The sequence below is a fragment of the Siphonobacter aquaeclarae genome, from assembly GCF_900103285.1.
Lineage (GTDB): Bacteria > Bacteroidota > Bacteroidia > Cytophagales > Spirosomataceae > Siphonobacter > Siphonobacter aquaeclarae.
Map to the genome: position 1 here is coordinate 140,507 of NZ_FNGS01000012.1, position 17,198 is coordinate 157,704.

The 17,198-nt window shown below is 55.5% G+C and carries 14 protein-coding genes; 9 read left to right on the forward strand and 5 right to left on the reverse strand.

Translation table 11 applies throughout. The features are described 5' to 3' along the window. The first annotated feature begins 223 nt into the window (after positions 1-223). The 6 genes from BLR09_RS24435 (at position 224) to BLR09_RS24460 (ending at position 11,077) form a co-directional block, all read left to right on the forward strand. Positions 224-1,003 (forward strand): SDR family NAD(P)-dependent oxidoreductase, encoded by a 780-nt coding sequence (locus BLR09_RS24435; protein WP_093208946.1) that lies wholly within the window; start codon positions 224-226, stop codon positions 1,001-1,003. Continuing rightward, positions 1,000-2,223, forward strand: coding sequence for an enolase C-terminal domain-like protein (locus BLR09_RS24440; RefSeq protein ID WP_093208948.1), 1,224 nt, complete (start codon positions 1,000-1,002; stop codon positions 2,221-2,223). The genes BLR09_RS24435 and BLR09_RS24440 overlap by 4 nt, the downstream gene beginning before the upstream one ends. Beyond that, positions 2,220-3,824, forward strand: a complete 1,605-nt coding sequence (locus BLR09_RS24445) for a sodium:solute symporter (RefSeq protein WP_093208951.1) — start codon at positions 2,220-2,222, stop codon at positions 3,822-3,824. Before BLR09_RS24440 ends, BLR09_RS24445 begins: the two co-directional genes overlap by 4 nt. A 344-nt stretch (positions 3,825-4,168) precedes the next feature. Next, positions 4,169-7,219, forward strand: coding sequence for a SusC/RagA family TonB-linked outer membrane protein (locus tag BLR09_RS24450; RefSeq protein ID WP_093208953.1), 3,051 nt, complete (start codon positions 4,169-4,171; stop codon positions 7,217-7,219). 4 nt (positions 7,220-7,223) lie between these two features. After that, entirely contained in the window at positions 7,224-8,741 is a 1,518-nt protein-coding gene (locus tag BLR09_RS24455) for a RagB/SusD family nutrient uptake outer membrane protein (RefSeq protein WP_245690013.1), read from the forward strand. Next, positions 8,741-11,077, forward strand: coding sequence for a glycosyl hydrolase family 95 catalytic domain-containing protein (locus BLR09_RS24460; protein ID WP_093208956.1), 2,337 nt, complete (start codon positions 8,741-8,743; stop codon positions 11,075-11,077). Before BLR09_RS24455 ends, BLR09_RS24460 begins: the two co-directional genes overlap by 1 nt. Before the next feature lie 77 nt (positions 11,078-11,154). On the opposite strand, the gene BLR09_RS24465 is transcribed toward BLR09_RS24460, so the two are convergent. Next, a complete protein-coding gene (locus tag BLR09_RS24465; RefSeq protein WP_093208958.1) occupies positions 11,155-11,373 on the reverse strand; it encodes a hypothetical protein in 219 nt (72 codons plus the stop codon). Positions 11,374-11,512: 139 nt separating this feature from the next. Here BLR09_RS24465 and BLR09_RS24470 point away from each other — a divergent pair, with 139 nt between their 5' ends. Further along, positions 11,513-11,872, forward strand: a complete 360-nt coding sequence (locus BLR09_RS24470; protein ID WP_093208961.1) for a helix-turn-helix domain-containing protein — start codon at positions 11,513-11,515, stop codon at positions 11,870-11,872. Here the strand turns inward: BLR09_RS24470 and BLR09_RS24475 are convergent. Both BLR09_RS24475 and BLR09_RS24480 read right to left on the reverse strand, forming a co-directional pair. Next, complete coding sequence (locus tag BLR09_RS24475; RefSeq protein WP_093208964.1) at positions 11,852-12,274, reverse strand: response regulator; 423 nt, start codon at positions 12,272-12,274, stop codon at positions 11,852-11,854. The genes BLR09_RS24470 and BLR09_RS24475 overlap by 21 nt on opposite strands. Before the next feature lie 113 nt (positions 12,275-12,387). Next, positions 12,388-13,323, reverse strand: coding sequence for a hydrogen peroxide-inducible genes activator (locus BLR09_RS24480; protein WP_093208966.1), 936 nt, complete (start codon positions 13,321-13,323; stop codon positions 12,388-12,390). 186 nt (positions 13,324-13,509) lie between these two features. On the opposite strand from BLR09_RS24480, the gene BLR09_RS24485 reads away from it, so the two are divergent. After that, positions 13,510-14,064 (forward strand): peroxiredoxin, encoded by a 555-nt coding sequence (locus tag BLR09_RS24485; RefSeq protein ID WP_093208969.1) that lies wholly within the window; start codon positions 13,510-13,512, stop codon positions 14,062-14,064. A gap of 111 nt (positions 14,065-14,175) precedes the next feature. Next, positions 14,176-14,763, forward strand: a complete 588-nt coding sequence (locus BLR09_RS24490; protein ID WP_093208972.1) for a carboxymuconolactone decarboxylase family protein — start codon at positions 14,176-14,178, stop codon at positions 14,761-14,763. Here the strand turns inward: BLR09_RS24490 and BLR09_RS24495 are convergent. Both BLR09_RS24495 and BLR09_RS24500 read right to left on the reverse strand, forming a co-directional pair. Further along, positions 14,756-15,763, reverse strand: coding sequence for a hypothetical protein (locus tag BLR09_RS24495; RefSeq protein ID WP_093208974.1), 1,008 nt, complete (start codon positions 15,761-15,763; stop codon positions 14,756-14,758). The genes BLR09_RS24490 and BLR09_RS24495 overlap by 8 nt on opposite strands. Then, positions 15,763-17,190, reverse strand: coding sequence for an MBOAT family O-acyltransferase (locus BLR09_RS24500; RefSeq protein ID WP_093208977.1), 1,428 nt, complete (start codon positions 17,188-17,190; stop codon positions 15,763-15,765). The genes BLR09_RS24495 and BLR09_RS24500 overlap by 1 nt, the downstream gene beginning before the upstream one ends. Positions 17,191-17,198 lie beyond the last annotated feature (8 nt).

Consider the following 17,198-nt stretch of genomic DNA (forward strand, 5'->3'; position numbering starts at 1 on the left):
AGGTAATTCCTGCAATAATACCAGTTTGGATAGTAATCATTGGCGGGATAGCTGATTTTTGTTCTTTTGAGAAGGGTGGACAATAGAATGGGTCTTCAGAGAAATAATAGAATCATCCAGTAAAGTCAACGGATGATCTATTCCCTGCCGGGATGCCCCGCCGTACTTTTGACACGGTGATGGATGGCAGGCTCTCTGCCGTTTTTCCGAATCCTCTGCAAGAATGAATGTATTGAAAGACAAAGTCGTGCTGCTGACGGGCGGCACGGAGGGCATCGGCTGGGAATGCACCCTGGCATACCGCCGGGCCGGCGCCTGCCTCTGTATCGTGAGCAACGATCGGGGCAGTATCGCTAGGGCATCTGCCGCGCTGAACGACGACCGGGTATTGTTGGTCGAAGCGGACGTAGCCGACGCCGGCGCGGTGGAAGCCGCCGTCGCCGCCTGCATAGCCCGTTTCGGCCGCCTCGATGCTATCCATAATAATGCCGGTATTTCACATCCTTCGAAGGCTGTACACGAAACCACTTCCGCCGAGTGGGACCGGCTTTTCGAGGTTAACGTCAAAAGTATCTACCATACCACCCGCGCAGGGCTGCCCCACCTGAAGGCTTCCCGCGGAAGTATCCTGAATACCGGCAGCCTCGTCGGCGAAATCGGCCAGGAGATTCACGCAGCCTACAGCGCGACCAAAGGGGCCGTTGCCGCGCTGACCAAGTCGATGGCGCTGGACTATGCGCCGTTCGGTATCCGCGTCAATGCCGTCGCACCGGCAGGAGTACTCACGCCGATGCTGCGAAGCTGGAGCCTCGAACAACCTGATCCATCTTCGGCAGAATCCTACCTCAACGGTATCCATGCGCTGGGATACTGCCCGGAAGGGGATGTTATCGCCGATGCGTGCCTGTTTCTGCTTTCTGACCTGGCCCGGTTTATCACGGGCTGCATACTCCCTGTCAGCGGTGGAGCCGAGCTCGGTTACCGCCGCGTCCTGAAATCATGATCCGAACTACGTCTGTACACGATGCCCGGTACGCGCTCGACGGGCAGGCCGGCAGCGATGCCATTCACCGCGATCCGGTGTATTCCTATGCGGTGACGCGGCTGTCTGCCGACAGCCATACCGGTACCGGACTGGCCTTTACCCTTGGCGCTGGAAACGAATTGGTCTGCGCCGCTGCCGCCCGGTACGCGGATACGCTTCGCGGGCTGGAAATAGAGGATGTTATGGCCCGTTTCGGGCAAATCAGCCGGCAATGGGCCGATGACCCGCAGTTCCGGTGGCTCGGTCCGCATAAGGGTGTCGTTCAACTGGCGCTGGCGTCGGTGACGAATGCCTGTTTCGATTTATGGGCGAAGAAGCGGGGCGTGCCGCTCTGGAAACTACTGGTTGATTTATCGCCGGAAGCACTGCTGCATACCCTCGATCTCTCATACCTCGAAGACGAGCTGACGGAAAAAGATGCACTGGCCTTGTTGGAAAAGGGCCGTATCGGACGGGAATCCCGCCTGCCGATCCTGCAAAGCGGCTATCCGGGATACGACACTTCCGTCGGCTGGTTCAACTACCCGGACGAGCAGGTTCGGGAAAATTGCCGTCGTGCCGTAGCGGAAGGGTTCACCGCCATGAAACTGAAAGTAGGATCGGCAGATCCGGAGCGGGATATCCGCCGGGCGGAGCTCGTCCGGGAAGTGGCTGGCGCAGACGTGCGCGTCATGCTCGATGCCAACCAGCAGTGGACTCTGCCTCAGGCGCTTGCCATCTGCCCGAAGCTTGGAAACATGCAGCCGTACTGGATCGAGGAGCCGACGCACCCCGACGATATCCTGGGTCATCAGACGCTTGCCGAAGCCATCGCGCCCCTGAAACTGGCCCTGGGCGAGCATGTTCCCAACCGCATCGTCTTCAAAAACTACCTGCAAACCGGTTCGGCAGGATTTATCCAGGTCGATGCCGTTCGGGTAGGAGGTGTCAGTGAGTTTCTGACAGTCAGTTTGTTATGTAAGAAATACGGTGTCCCGGTGGTTCCGCACGTTGGCGATATGGGGCAGTTGCACCAGCATCTGGTGTTGTTCAATCACCTGGGACTGGGCCATGAAGCGCTGTTCCTCGAACATATTCCACATTTGAAAAAGCACTTTGTTCACCCTGCGACAGTCCGCGACGGCGTCTACCTCACGCCGCAGGAGCCGGGCAGCAGCTGCGACCTGAAAGACCTATGATCGGATCGCTGGATCTCGCCCTGAGTGCCGGTTACCTGCTGGCTATTTTTGGTATCGGTTTGTGGGCCGGACTTTCCCGGAAGCAAACCTCCGCCGGCTCCTACTTTCTGGCGGGAAAAACGCTGCGCTGGCCAACGATCGGTCTGGCGCTGTTTGCGACCAATATCTCCTGCCTGCACCTGGTCAGCCTGGCGCAGAGCGGGTTCGATTCGGGCCTGCTGAGCGGGAATTTTGAGTGGATGGCAGTATTCGTCCTGATCCTGCTCGCCCTGTTTTTCGTGCCTTTTTATATCCGGACGGGGGTGACGACCCTGCCGGATTTTCTCGAACGCCGGTACGACCGCGCCTGCCGGGACTGGCTCGCCGGTATATCGGTTTTGTCGGCGATTATCGTCCACATTGCATTTTCGCTGCTGGCGGGAGGGATTGTCCTGCAAACCCTGTTCGGCGTCGGGATGTACACCAGCGTCATTGTGATTTCGGTGCTGACGGGGATTTATACCATCGTCGGCGGGCTGCGGGCGGTGGTGGTGACGGAATCCATTCAAACGGTAGTCCTCCTGGCGGGAGCCCTGGTTATCAGCGCCGCAGCCTGGCAGGCAATGGGTGGCTGGGAGCCTATGGAAGCGGTATTGCGGCAGGAAGGCTCGCTCGATCGTCTGTCGATGCTGCGGCCGGCGGGCGACGAAATGCCCTGGTATGCCGTCTTTCTCGGGTACCCCGTCCTCGGTATCTGGTATTGGTGCGCCGATCAGACGATTGTGCAGCGGGTACTCGGAGCAAAAAACGAAAGGGAGGCGCGCCTCGGGCCGATTTTCTGCGGTTTTATCAAAATCCTGCCGGTTTTTGTGTTTGTTATGCCGGGCCTGTTTGCCTATACGCTCTGGAAGACTGGCGGGTTGGATTTGCGGCAATTGATCCGGCCGGAGACGGGTACGGTCGATAGCAAAGGTATTTACACCCTGATGATCACCCAGTTGCTGCCGGAGGGGCTGATCGGAATTGTCATCGCGGCGCTGCTATCGGGGTTGATGAGCCAGATTTCGGGCGCGCTGAATTCCATTTCCACGCTGGTCAGCTACGACCTGTATGCGCGCTTCCGCCCGGGACGTACCGACCGCGAACTGGTACGGGTAGGCCGGATTTCTGCCGGTATTTCCCTGCTGGTATCACTGGCGCTGCTGCCTTTGCTGAACCAGTATGAAAGCCTGTTTAACGGTATCAACGATATTATTGCTCACCTCGCGCCGCCGATTACCTGCGTTTTTCTGACCGGTATTTTCTGGGGAAAAGCCACGGCGTTGTCGGCCCGCTACACACTCTGGATCGGCTCCGCAGCGGGCGTACTCGTATATGCAGGCGGGAAGCTGGCGGGCATCGGCGCGGGAATACCTTTCCTGCTGATGGCGTTTTACCTCTTTGTCTTCTGTCTGTTGCTGCAGGTCGTGCTGACCTGGCTCGCACCTGCGCCGGCATCTTCCCTGAGTTGGAAATCGCCGGGAGAGGCACTGAAAAATGCCGACGGAACAGGCGGCGGATACCGCCTCGCCGCAGTAGTATTGCTGATAGTCATGACAGGGCTTTTCTGGTTGTTTCGGTAGGGGACCGATTTCGTACGATCTTCCATGTGCGGATTTTATCCGGCCAACCGATAATCCCGGATTGATCCTTTTTGCTGAAATAATGGACTGATAATGAATGTATTATTTTATTAAAATCCAGAGATTTTCTCTTTCGGACGACAGCTATGCAAATGGCTGTCGTTTCTTTTTCTCAAAAACAATCGTAGGATTATCCAGCATATTACCCGCTTTATCCATTTTCCGACGTCGCCGGAGGTGGTAATTTTACTTCACAAAATAGAATAAAACAGTGATTTCCGACGGTGCGGGGGCTTTCTCCACGCACGGCCTGAGTACCTATTTCCTTTTTCACATAAACCTATATGAAGAACCCTTTTACGTACCTCCTGTTGTTCCTGCTGTTTGGGCTGAGGGCCCTGGCAGCAGACCCCGCGCTGGTCGTTACCGGCACGGTTACCGCCGGAAAGGCGCCGCTTCCGGGCGTGTCGGTAGCGGTCAAAGGCACTACTACCGGCACGGTTACCGATGCGGCCGGCAAGTACTCGCTGAATATCCCCGGTCCTGACGCCGTGCTGGTGTTTACGTCGGTCGGATATGTTTCGAAAGAAGTGCCTGTGGGCGGCCGGACGGTTGTCGACGTGGCGCTCGACGAAGACCAGAAGCAACTCAACGAAGTCGTGGTTGTCGGCTACGGCACGCAGAAAAAAGTCAACGTGACGGGCGCCGTTGCTACCGTCAGCGGGGATGAAATGATCCGACGGCCGGTCACCAACCCGACGTCCATGCTGCAGGGAACCATGCCCGGCGTGCAGATCACGCAGGGGACAGGCGAACCGGGCAACGAAGGTTTGTCAATACGTATACGTGGTACCGGCACATTCAGCGGCGCCGGCTCCGACCCGCTCGTACTCATCGACGGCGTACAGGGAAACCTGTCGGACCTCAACCCGAACAACATTGAAAACGTCTCCGTCCTGAAAGATGCGGCCTCCGCCTCGATTTACGGGGCACGGGCGGCCAACGGGGTCATCCTCGTCACCACGAAAAAAGGATCGGAAGGCCGTTTCCGCGTGCAGTACTCCGGCAACTATGCGCTGTACCAGCCGACGAAGCTCTTCAAACTCATCACCAATTCAGCGGAGTACATGGAGCTGTATAACGAGGCCCGGCTTAATTCCGGTCTGACGTCCGGCCTCTATTCCCCCGAGCAGATCAGCGCTTACCGCAACGCGACGGACCGGAACCTGTACCCGAATACCGATTGGCTGAGCCTGATTTTCCGCACTGCGCCGACGCAAAACCACAACCTGACCTTCGAAGGCGGGAAGGGCGGCACACGCTTCAACGCATCCCTCGGCTATGTGAATCAGAAGGGAATCATGCGGGGCTTTGATTTTGAAAAGTATAACGCCCGCCTGAACCTCACCTCCCAGATCAGCAACCGGGTAAGCATGGGGGCCAATATCGCGCTCAAGCACGGCAAGACACTCGCGCCGGTGTTCGGTTCGGAAGATATGTTCCTGTCGGCGATGTCGCAGGCGCCGACCTATGCGCCGACGCTCGCCGACGGCAGCGGGCGCTATACCTACAAGGCATACGATTTCGAATACAACAACAAAAACCCGATCGCGCTGCTCGACGGGCACATCAACCGCGACAAATACGACTATTCTGCCAATACCCAGGGCTGGGTACAGGTCAACCTGCTGGAAGGCCTGACGTGGTATACGAAGGGTGCGGTGAACGTCGATTTCTACAAAACCAAATCCTTCAAGCCGCCCCTGCAGCTCTATAACTTCCGCACCAACCAGTTTATGACCACGCTGGACCTCGGCGGGGGGCTTGAAGACAAAGACGAATTTAACCTCTATACCAACCTCTATACCTATCTCGACTACGCGAAAACCTTCGCCGGTCACCATGCCTTCAAGCTACAGGCCGGGTACAGTACCGAGCGAAACAACTTTCAGTACCTGCAGGGTACGCGTCGTAATTTTCCGACGGATCTGCTTCGGGAACTCGACGCCGGTAGTCCTTCCATTCAGTACGCCAACGGTTCGCAGTATCAGTGGGCGATTCAGTCGCTCTTCGGTCGTCTGAACTACAACTACCGCGAGCGCTACCTGCTGGAGGCAAACCTGCGGTACGACGGTACTTCCCGGCTGGCAAAAGCCTCGCGCTGGGGTATCTTCCCGTCGTTCTCGGCCGGCTGGCGCGTCACCGAGGAGGAATTCTTCAAAAACCTGAATGCTTCCTGGGTGAATAGTCTGAAAATCAGAGGATCATGGGGGCAGTTGGGGAATCAGAACATCGGAAACTATCCTTATCAGGCGATCCTGAGTTTTACCGGAAATTACCCGTTTGACGACCAGAACCTGTCCTCCGGCGTCGCGCAGACGAATCTGTCAAACGCCAATATCAAGTGGGAGACTACCACAATCGCCGATGTAGGGCTCGACCTGACGCTTTTCCGCGGACTAAACCTGACGGCCGACTGGTACAAAAAGACGACGACAGACATTCTCCGCAGCTCGCAGGTAACGGGCGTGGTTGGTCTCGGCGCGCCGACTATCAACAACGGTACCATGCAGAATACCGGCATTGAACTCGGCCTTTCCTATCATCACCAGGTATCGGGCGGATTGTTCAACGGCCTGAACTACACCGCGGGTATCAACCTCGAACATTACAAAAACAAGCTGGTCACCTTCGGTCAGCGTGAGATCGACGGCTACCGCATCCGCGAAGAAGGGCGGGAGTGGAACACCTACTACATGCTTGAGGTACAGGGAATATTCCAGACGGCGCAGGAAGTAGCCAATGCGCCGAAGCAATACAACGATGCGACGGTACCCGGCGACCTTCGCTACAAAGATCAGAACGGCGACGGCGTCATCAATGACAACGACCGCGTTGTCATGTCCGGCAACTACCCCGGCCTCAACTATTCCGGTAACTTTTCGGCCAACTGGAAAGGCTTCGATCTCTCCTTTATGTTTCAGGGCGTGAACAGTATCCGGTTTTATGTCGACAACTGGGGAACGGTGCCGTTCGTACAGGGCTCGCCGCCAACGACCGACTGGCGCAATCGGTGGACAGAAACGAACCCGTCGACCACCATGCCCCGCATTTACTGGGGTTGGGGAGCGCCGGATCGTATCCGCCGGACCTCGTCGTACTTCCTTCAGGACGCATCCTATGCCCGTCTGAAAAACCTGACGTTCGGGTATTCGCTGCCGGCGTCGGTCGTAAAGCGGCTGGGTATGGAAGGGCTGCGGGTGTATTTCTCCGGCGATAACCTGATTACGCTGACGAAATACCGCGGCCTCGACCCCGAGCGGGGCGGTAGCGGCAGCTTCGTCCAATACCCGCAAAACAAGATTTTCTCCCTGGGTGTCAACCTTAAATTCTGATCCCGTGAAGCGACATATCCGACAACTTGCTCATATACTGTTCCTTTCGGCAGCGCTGACGTCCTGCGGAAAACTCGAACTCAACCCCCTCGATCAGATCTCAACCGCGACTTTCTGGAAATCGAAAAGCGACTTTGACAAAGCCCTGACCGCCAACTACGCCTCGATGCAGGCAGACCCCTGGGCGGTGGAACTACCTGTCTGGGGCTGCTTTACCGACGACGGTTTCGCCCAGCATAACTCGGGCAGCGCCCGGGAGATTGTTTCGGGGAGTATCAGCCCGTCGACCGGCGGGTATGTTTCCTGGATCTATGGGGAATCCTACAAAGCCATTGCCCGCGTCAACCTGTTCCTGCAACAACTGGAAGGATATAAAAACGCGGATATTACGGATACGGACCGCAAACAGTACGAAGCGGAAGTACGCTTTCTGCGGGGATTCTATTACTTCCAGCTCTGGCATTTGTACGGAGACGTGCCGCTGGTACTGGAGCCGTTGACGCTCGAAACCCAGCGCCAGCCGAAGGTCCCCGCCGCCGATATCCTGGCGCAGATTGTCAGGGATCTCGATTTTGCAGCTGCTACCCTGAAAGACGTTCCCTATTTCCAGAATGCCGGGCATGCTACCGCTACTTCTGCCAAAGCCCTGAAAATGCGCGTATTGCTTTACGGAGCCTACGGCGAAACGGGCGTTGCCGACGCGGCAATCATGAAACAGGTCAGCGACCTCGGCAAGCAGGTAAAGGTGCAATACAGCCTCAGCCCGAAGTTTGAGGATATCTTCCGGGACGCCGGGCAGAAGAACAATCCCGAGATCATCTATTCCACCAATTTCCTGGCCCCGAACAATACCCGGCCCTGGGATATGTATTATGGTGATTGGCTGGTAGTCAGTCCGTTGCAGAATTTTGTAGACGCTTTTGAATGTACGGACGGTTTGCCCTACGGCATATCTCCGCTGACGGATAAGGCCAATCCTTTCAAAAACCGGGATACGCGTCTGGCGAAAACGGTCTTCCGGGATCATCCTGATTTCGGAGACGGGAAGGTACATACACCGTCGAACAGCCGGCCCACCGGATATGGCGTCATGAAATTCCTCGTTCCGGAAAACATCCCTTACGGGTTCTCTACGCTGAGCCAGCAAAATGCCGTGGTCCTGCGCCTGGGAGACGTGCTGCTGATGTATGCGGAAGCGGAAAACGAGGTATCCGGTCCGACGGCCGACGTGCTCAAAGCCATCAACGACGTCCGCGCGCGGTCCGGGCAGCCGGCCCTTCCCGCCGGCCTGACGAAAGACCAGCTCCGGGAGCGCATCCGGCAGGAGCGGCGTATTGAGTTGGCTTTCGAAGGATTGCGGTATTACGATCTCAAACGCTGGCGCATCGCCGGAAAAGTGCTGAACAACGTGAAGGATAGCTTCGTCCCCTATAAGTTTGAGGACAAATTTTACCAATGGCCCATTCCCCAGCCCGAAATTGATAAAAGCGGCGGGGTACTCTTGCAGAACAAAAACTACTGATGAAAAAAGTTGTCTGTCTCGCCTGGATTTTCCTGGGGTTTTCGGCCTCGGCGCAACGTATCTGGTATGCCAAACCCGCTGCCCAGTGGGAGGAAACCCTGCCGCTCGGTAACGGCCGGCTGGGCATGATGCCCGACGGAGGCGTGAAAAAAGAATCCGTCGTTTTGAACGACATCACGCTGTGGTCGGGTAGTCCGCAGGACGCCAATAACCCCGATGCGCACAAAAGCCTGCCGAAAATCCGGGAGTTAATCCTGGCGGGACGGAACGACGAAGCGCAGGCGCTGGTCAACAAACAGTTCGTGGCCCGCGGCGCCGGTTCCGGTCATGGCAACGGCGCGAATGTTCCCTTTGGCTGCTACCAGGTATTGGGGACGCTGCACCTGGACTATCAGTACCCGGTGGCATCGGAACCGGTTGATTACCAGCGGGAATTGTCGCTTTCGGATGCGATGGCTTCTACCCGTTTTTCCCTCGGCGGCGTTACCTATCGCCGGGAGTACCTGACGAGTTTCGGAGACGATGTATCGGTGATCCGGCTGACGGCTTCGAAACCAGGGCAATTGCGGTTTTCGGTGTCAGTCGACCGGCCAGAACGTTTCAAAACCGCCCTCGAAGGTCAGGAACTGCAACTCAGCGGACAACTCAACAACGGTACCGACGGCAACGGCATGCGCTACCTGGCGCGAATCCGGGTAGTGCTGAAGGAGGGCACCCAGTCGGCGAAAGACGGAAAGCTGACCATCGACGGCGCGACGGAAGCGCTCCTCGTTATCTCCGCCGGAACCGATTTCCGCGGAAATGATTTCGTTCAGAATACCCGGAAAGAGCTGGAAAAGGCCCTGAAAAAGCCTTTCGCTGTTCAGAAAAAGGAACACACGGCGAAGTATCGTGCGCTCTACGCCCGCGCGGATTTTTCGCTCGGAACTACGCCGGCGGCGGAGAAACCGACCGATGAACGCCTGGAGGCTTTCCGGGCAAACCCGTCTGCCGACCCCGCCCTGGTACCGCTCTATTTCCAGTTTGGCCGGTACCTGAGCATTGCCAGCACGCGGGTAGGGCTGCTGCCTCCGAACCTGCAGGGGCTATGGGCCAATCAGATCCAGACGCCGTGGAACGGCGACTACCACCTCGACGTCAACATACAGATGAACCAGTGGCCGGTGGAGGTCGTCAACCTGCCGGAGCTGAACCTGCCCCTGGCTGACCTCGTCAAAGGCATGGTACCTTTCGGGGAAAAGACCGCCAAAGCCTACTACCGCGCCGAGGGTTGGGTTGCCCACGTGATTACCAATGTCTGGGGATACACCGAACCGGGAGAAGACGCTTCCTGGGGAGCTACCAACGCCGGCTCCGGCTGGATATGCAACAACCTCTGGCAGCATTATGAATTCACGAACGACACCCAGTACCTCCGCGATATCTACCCGGTTCTGAAAGGTTCGGCGGCATTTTACAATAGCGTGCTGATCCGGGAGCCGAAGCACGGCTGGCTGGTCACGGCGCCGTCGGTTTCACCCGAAAACTCCTTTTACCTGCCCAACGGTAAAACGGCGGCTATCTGCATGGGGCCTACGATTGATAATCAGATCGTCCGGGAGCTCTTCTCGCATGTGATCCATGCGTCGGAAGTACTCGGAGTAGATGAAGCATTCCGCCAAACCCTGATCGAAAAACGCAAGCTGCTGCCGCCACCCGGCGAAGTAGCTTCTGACGGCCGTTTGAAGGAATGGCTGGAAGAGTATCGGGAAGTAGAGCCGAAACACCGGCATATTTCCCACCTGTACGGCTTGTATCCGGCGTCGCTCATCACGCCCGAAGGTACGCCTGAGCTAGCCGAAGCGGCTCGTAAAGTACTGGAATTCAAGGGAGACGATAGCCCCGGATGGTCAAAAGCATATAAATTGCTTTTCTGGGCGCGCCTGCGGGACGGAAACCGTGCTTACAAGCTGGTACGGGAGCTGTTTTCGTTGACCCGTGAAACGTTCATGAACAACGGCGCGGGAGGCGGCGTATATCCGAATATGCTTTCGGCGGGGCCCCCTTTCCAGATCGACGGAAACTTCGGTGGCACAGCAGGTATCGCCGAAATGCTCGTCCAAAGCCACGCCGGGTACATTGAACTGCTGCCGGCCATTCCCGGCGAATGGAAATCGGGCGGTGCGGTCAAAGGCCTGAAAGCCCGTGGAAACGTGACTGTAGACTTCACCTGGAAAGACGGGAAAATCACCCGTGCGCGGTTTTTTTCTCCCGTCGCCCAAACGGTGAAAGTGAAATACGACGGACAGATAAGAGACGTCAAAACGGAGAAACTCCCGGCCGGCATTAAGCTGTAGCCCAACCGGAGACGAAAAAGGAAGAGGTGGGTCGCTCGACGTCGAGCGACCCACCTCTTCCTTTTATGGCTGAGTACCTATCGTTTACCGCTCTCCAGTACTTCCCGGAAGCGCTCCAGTTCGCTTAAGGTTGGCGTCACCCGACCGAGCCCCATGCGGTTGAGCCGGTCGATCAGGCTCTTCGCTTCCAGGGGAGGCATGGATGGATAGGAGGCAAGAATGCGGTCTTTCCAGCCCGGCCCCAGCGCATTCTTGATTTGCTGGAAGCGGCTTTTCAGTTCGGGAGAGGCTCTCATAATTATACTTAACTGCACAAAAAACTGGAGTTTCTGTTTTGTTGCTTTATTTTAGCACTGTTCATTTCAGCACTGCTATGTTTTTTATCAATTTGATAATTTTCAAAAGTAGATAGATCAGAAATCATATCAAAATATCATGTTGGAAAATCAGCGCCTCAAAACACTCAGGGAATCCCAGAATTATTCAGTGGTTAGATTTGCTCAGCTTATTGGCGTTCCTCAGGCAACCTATTACCGGATCGAACAGGGCAAAGCGAAACTCACGATGGAGGCAGCCGACGCAATTATCCGGTTGTTCAACGTCGACATAAACTGGCTCATGCGTGGAGAAGGGGGAGAAGGGCCGGTGTTTCAGGAGGAGGTCGTCACGAAAAGACGGTATGAAGAACTCGAACAGCGGTACCTGAAGTTGCAGGAACAACTCATTGACTACCAGCAGACGGAAATCCGGAAATTGAAAAACGGGGAGGAGTCTTCACCCGAGGCGGGCCGGTAGCTGTGCGGTATTGATCCAGAATTGGTACACGGTATCCCAGAGGTGATACAGGTCCCGGTACGTATTCGGTTTGACGATGTAGGAATTGGCGCCCAGGCTGTATGCTTTTTGTACCGTATGGGCATGATCGGTAGTAGTGAGCATAAGTACCGGCATTTCCCGCCATTTTCCGGAGGTTTTCAACCGCTCCAGCAGGGTAAGTCCGTCCATTCTCGGCATGTTGATGTCGAGAATCATGACGCTTGGTTTGACTTCCAGTTGTTCGAGTACTTCCAGCGCATTCTGCCCGTCCTCTGCAAAAACCAGTTCACAGGGGTAATTGCCTTCCTTCCAGGCCAGGGTCAGCAGATCACGATCGTCGTCGTCGTCATCCACTACAAAAAATATCGGCTTTTCGGGCATACGTCTTGGCTGGGCGGTTCAGGGTAAGATCCGGAAGGGGCGACCGGGGAATAAAAGTAACGCCTGATCGCCGGAAATGCCTGTTATCGTCCAAAAAATTCTACAATTCTGACCTATACGCTGACGACGGATCGTTCGTTTGCCAGAAGCATTTTAGCGGGTACTACCTTCCGGATTTCGTCCGACAGGGCCGCGACAATCTTCTCTTTCAGGTAGTTTTTATTGGTGACCAGACCTACTTCCCGAACCGGGACGGGCGCCTCGAAATACCGCACCAGTTCGAGCTGATCTTCGGTGAAATCGTGTGTAGCGAGTTCCGGCAGAATGGTCATGCCGCCAGAGGTATTGACCATTTTCTTCAGCGTTTCCAGGCTGCCGGCCTTGTATTCAATTTGCTGAAAATCAGCTGTTTTCCGGCGAAGCTGGCAAAGGTGCTCGATCTGCGACCGCAGGCAGTGACCTTCTTCGAGCAGCCAGAGCTCGTTGACGTCCAGTTCGCTGGTCAGCGCGTATTTTTTCTTGAAAAGGGCATTGTCCGGGGATACATACACCAGGAGCTCTTCGTAAAACAGCGGGTATTCCTTCAGCAGGTCATCGTGAAAAGGCGTAGCCATTAATCCGATGTCGAGCTGGCCGTTTTTCAGCTTTTCAAGGATGCTTTCGGTTGTTTGTTCACTGATTTTCAGGCGAATATCCCGGTATTGTTCGAGGAAGTTGGTGAGAAACAGCGGTACAAGGTACGGGGCGATGGTCGGTATGACGCCCAGGCGTATCTCGCCGGCGAGTTCGTTTTTGCGTTCGTCGACAATCGCCTTCAGTTTTTCGCAGGACTGAAGAATCTGCCGCGCCTGCATCACAATCAGGGCGCCGATTTCCGTCGGCTGCGTCGGCTGCTTTTTGCGGTCCAGCAATTGTACCTCAAGCTCATCCTCCAATTTCTGTATCTGCATCGAGAGCGAGGGCTGCGTGACGGCGCACTGCTCCGCAGCACGGCCGAAATGCCCCTGATCGGCGATCGCCACGAGGTATTCCAATTGAGTCAGCGTCATTGGCAAAACTTATTCTTTCTTCAGAAGAATTGATTTGTATGATGAAACAAAGTTGGCTTGTTTTGTGACCGAAACCAAATAAAACATTTCCAAGAGATACATTCTCATTCATTTAGAAGACGAGTATCTAATAGGATTATTTAGTGATTTTATTTGATTAAACATTCTTTTAACAATCCTCTTCTCATGGCAAATGGTATGCTGGGCCTTGGCGCTCAATTCCCGGAATTCAAGAAAACCGCAGTTGTTTCCCTCGAAAAAGGTAACGAGTTCTACGATATCACCGGCGAAGACCACAAAAACGCCGGCAAGTGGCTCGTGATGTTCTGGTGGCCGAAGGATTTCACCTTCGTATGCCCGACCGAAATCGCCGCTTTCAACCAGAAGGCTGCTGACTTCGCAGACCGCGACGCGATCCTGATCGGTGCGTCTACCGACAGCGAATTCGTTCACCTGGCATGGCGCAAGAACCATGACGACCTGCGTGACCTCAAATTCCCGATGCTGGCCGATACGTCCAAGTCACTCGCCGAAGAACTCGGCATCCTGACGGCCGATGAAAAAATCGCTTACCGCGTGACGTACATCGTTGATCCCCAGGGTATCGTTCGTTTCGTTGCGGCCAACGACCTGAGCGTAGGCCGGAACGTGGACGAAGTGCTCCGTGTACTCGACGCCCTCCAGACCGACGAGCTCTGCCCCTGTAACTGGGTGAAGGGCGAGGAAACCCTCAACGTCTAGAACAGTCTTCGGTTTTCGGTTTTCTGTTTTCAGTTTCGGGAGAGGCCGGTTGCCCCTCAAACTGAAAACAGAAGACTGAAAACCGAAAACACTTTCTTAACACAACATCCCATGTTTGGAATAGCATCTGAAACGAAGAAGAACCTTCTTTCCGAGATTCATCTTCCCGAGAGTTTTGAAAGCCTGTGGCTCGACCGCCTCAACAGCACCGACCACCGGTACCTGAAAGACCTGCGTATCAACGTACAGAACGTCCTCAAGTCACAAAACCTGACGAAAAAGGAAGCGCTGTTGCTCGCCCTCGGCGTAGCCATCAACGAGAAGGCCGCTCCGGCGGTTACCGCAGGCATTGAAGCAGCCGCAAAAGAGCAGGGTGCAGAAGAAAAGGAAATTCAGGAAGTAGCTGCCTGTGTGTCGCTGATGAACGCCAACAACGTGTTTTACCGTTTCCGCCACTTCATGGACTCGGAAACCTACAACACAATGCCGGCCGGAATCAAGATGAGCATCATGGTCAATCCCGTACTGGGCAAGGAGTTTTTTGAACTGCTGAGCCTCGCGATTTCGGCCGTGAACGGTTGCGAAATGTGCGTAACCTCGCACGAAGCCAGCGTCCGCCAGCACGGAGCGTCACAGGCGCGCGTATTTGACGCCATCCGCCTTGCTGCCATCTTCAAGAGCTTCCTGACGCTTATCTGAGCAGTACGCCGTTGAGCTGCGTCAGCCATTTGGCGCGGCTTTCACAGGTCCAGTGACTGTCTCCCGGCTGGTAGGCCTTCGGGCCTGCACTTTTCAGCCAGCCATAACTATCGACGATCGTCAGCCTGAGATCCGGATGTTGTTGTATCCGTTCAATCAGGCGATTATAGCGGCCCATCGCAGGAGCCGCTATCGTCGTTTTATTGGGGATAATGGACAGAATCACCTCATCAAATCCGGCTTTTTTGTAGTGGTCCGCCGATTCGTTCAGGCGCCGGACGAGCGTACCGACCTCTTCATCTGTCAGCTCATTGAAATTGGAATTGATGACCTTCGGGTCGGTATCCAGTTTCAGGAAGATATGCTGTTCGTCGGGGGAAAGAGACGTCATCGGGTGCGACCGGCCGAACAGATCGAGGTTCAGCTGCGCTTTCCATTCCCGGATACGCAGGAAGAAATCCCAGTTAAACAACATATTGTCGAGGCGCTCTTCCGGAAAGTCCTTCCGGATTTCGGCGGGCCCCGTCAGAAACTGTTCGAAGTCTGTCCAGGCACTGGGCTTTGTCTCCGCCTGGTCCGAAACAGCGCCTTGCACGACCTGAAGGTTCTCAACCGGTTTGGCGAGGTGTTCCCGGAAATGCCGTTCGACACTTTCAATCAACAGAACATTGCGGACGGACGAATCGAGCGCCACGGTCCGGTGGTCGTTCCAGTGCGTATACGAATAATAGTCCGCGGCAATATCGCCGGCATTGACATAGCCGGGCTCCATGAAACTGTCGCCGACGGCATAGAGCGCCGCTTTTGCCTTGCGGACGGGTACGGCGGTACATTGTCCTTCGCGGTCGGACCGGAAGGCCGCCAGGTTACTGAAACGATACAGATCGCCGTAGCGGTAGTCGTCTGGAATCAGTCCCGCACTACCCAGCGTCCGGTAAAAACTCCGGGAAACGCTGGCCAGAAAGACCACAATCAGAAGCAGCAGGGCAACGTAACGCATCAGAACTGAAAATAAATAAACTGGTTGGAACTGAACACTCCGAACAGGTAGCAGGAAACCGCCAGGCTTCCGAAGACCAGCCAGAAGCGACCGGTATGGGCCGTCGGAATCTGGAAGAAATACTTCTCTTTCCAGAACAGAAATACAATCAGCAGGCAGGAGAAAAGCATCTCGGCCTGATTGAGCGGAGTCTGAAGCGGATCGCTCCAGGAAAGCTGCGCGATTTTGGCGATGATCCGGAACGCATCCCGCACGTTGGGCGCAGCAAAGAAAATCCAGGTAAACATCACGAGAACAAACGTCAGCCCAACCTGCAGCAGGTGATACCAGCGCGTTGAGGGCATGACGATACCCCGTTTTTCCAGAAACTTGTCCCGCATCTGCGCCAGCGTCTGGTACAGGCCGTGCAGCGCCCCCCAGATCACGAACGTCCAGTTGGCGCCATGCCAGATACCGCTCACCAGAAAGACGATGAAGCGATTGAGGTACTGCCGGAAGGGCGATACCCGGCTTCCGCCGAGCGGAAAGTACAGGTAGTCACGAAACCAGGTAGACAGCGAAATATGCCAGCGCCGCCAGAATTCCGAAATGGACGCCGCTTCGTACGGCGCGCGGAAGTTTTCCATCAGCCGGAAACCCATGACCTTTGCCGCACCGATGGCGATATCCGAGTACCCTGAAAAATCGCAGTAAATCTGAATGGTAAAGAAGAAAGTAGCGACGAGGAGGCTTAATCCATTGTGCTCGGGTACATCGTTGTACGCCGCGTGTACGACCATCGTCAGCCGGTCGGCAATAACGACCTTTTTGAACATCCCCCAGGCCATCCGCATCAGACCGTCCTTGATATTCTCCCAATCATACGGAAAGTACTCGTGAAACTGCCACAGTACGTTTTGCGGGCGCTCGATCGGCCCAGCCACGAGCTGCGGGTAGAACATGACATATAGCGCATAAATCCCGAAATGCCGCTCGGCCTTCTGGTTGCCGCGGTATACCTCGATGGTATAGCTCATGGCCTGGAAGGTATGAAAGGATAAACCGATGGGGAGCAGTACGCCCGGAAACAGGTCGGTTCCGAGGCGGGGTATATGCCTGCCGCTGCCGAGCAGGTGCACGACGTGCTCGATGTTTTCCGCCAGAAAATTGAAGTACTTGAAAAACGCGAGAATACCGATGTTGGCGACGAGGCTCAGCATCAGCAGCAGTTTCCGGTTTTTCCCTTCCGCCCGTTCGATCCAGAGACCGGCAAAGTAGTCGATCACAATCGTTCCGAACAGAATGAGGATATACTTCGGAACAAACACCATGTAGAAATAACAGCTCGCCAGGAGCAGCAGCATCCATCTGCCTTTCCAGCGCAGGCTGAAATAACTCAGGGTGACGATCCCGAAGAAGACCAGGAATTGAAGGGAATTAAAAAGCATTGATCTAT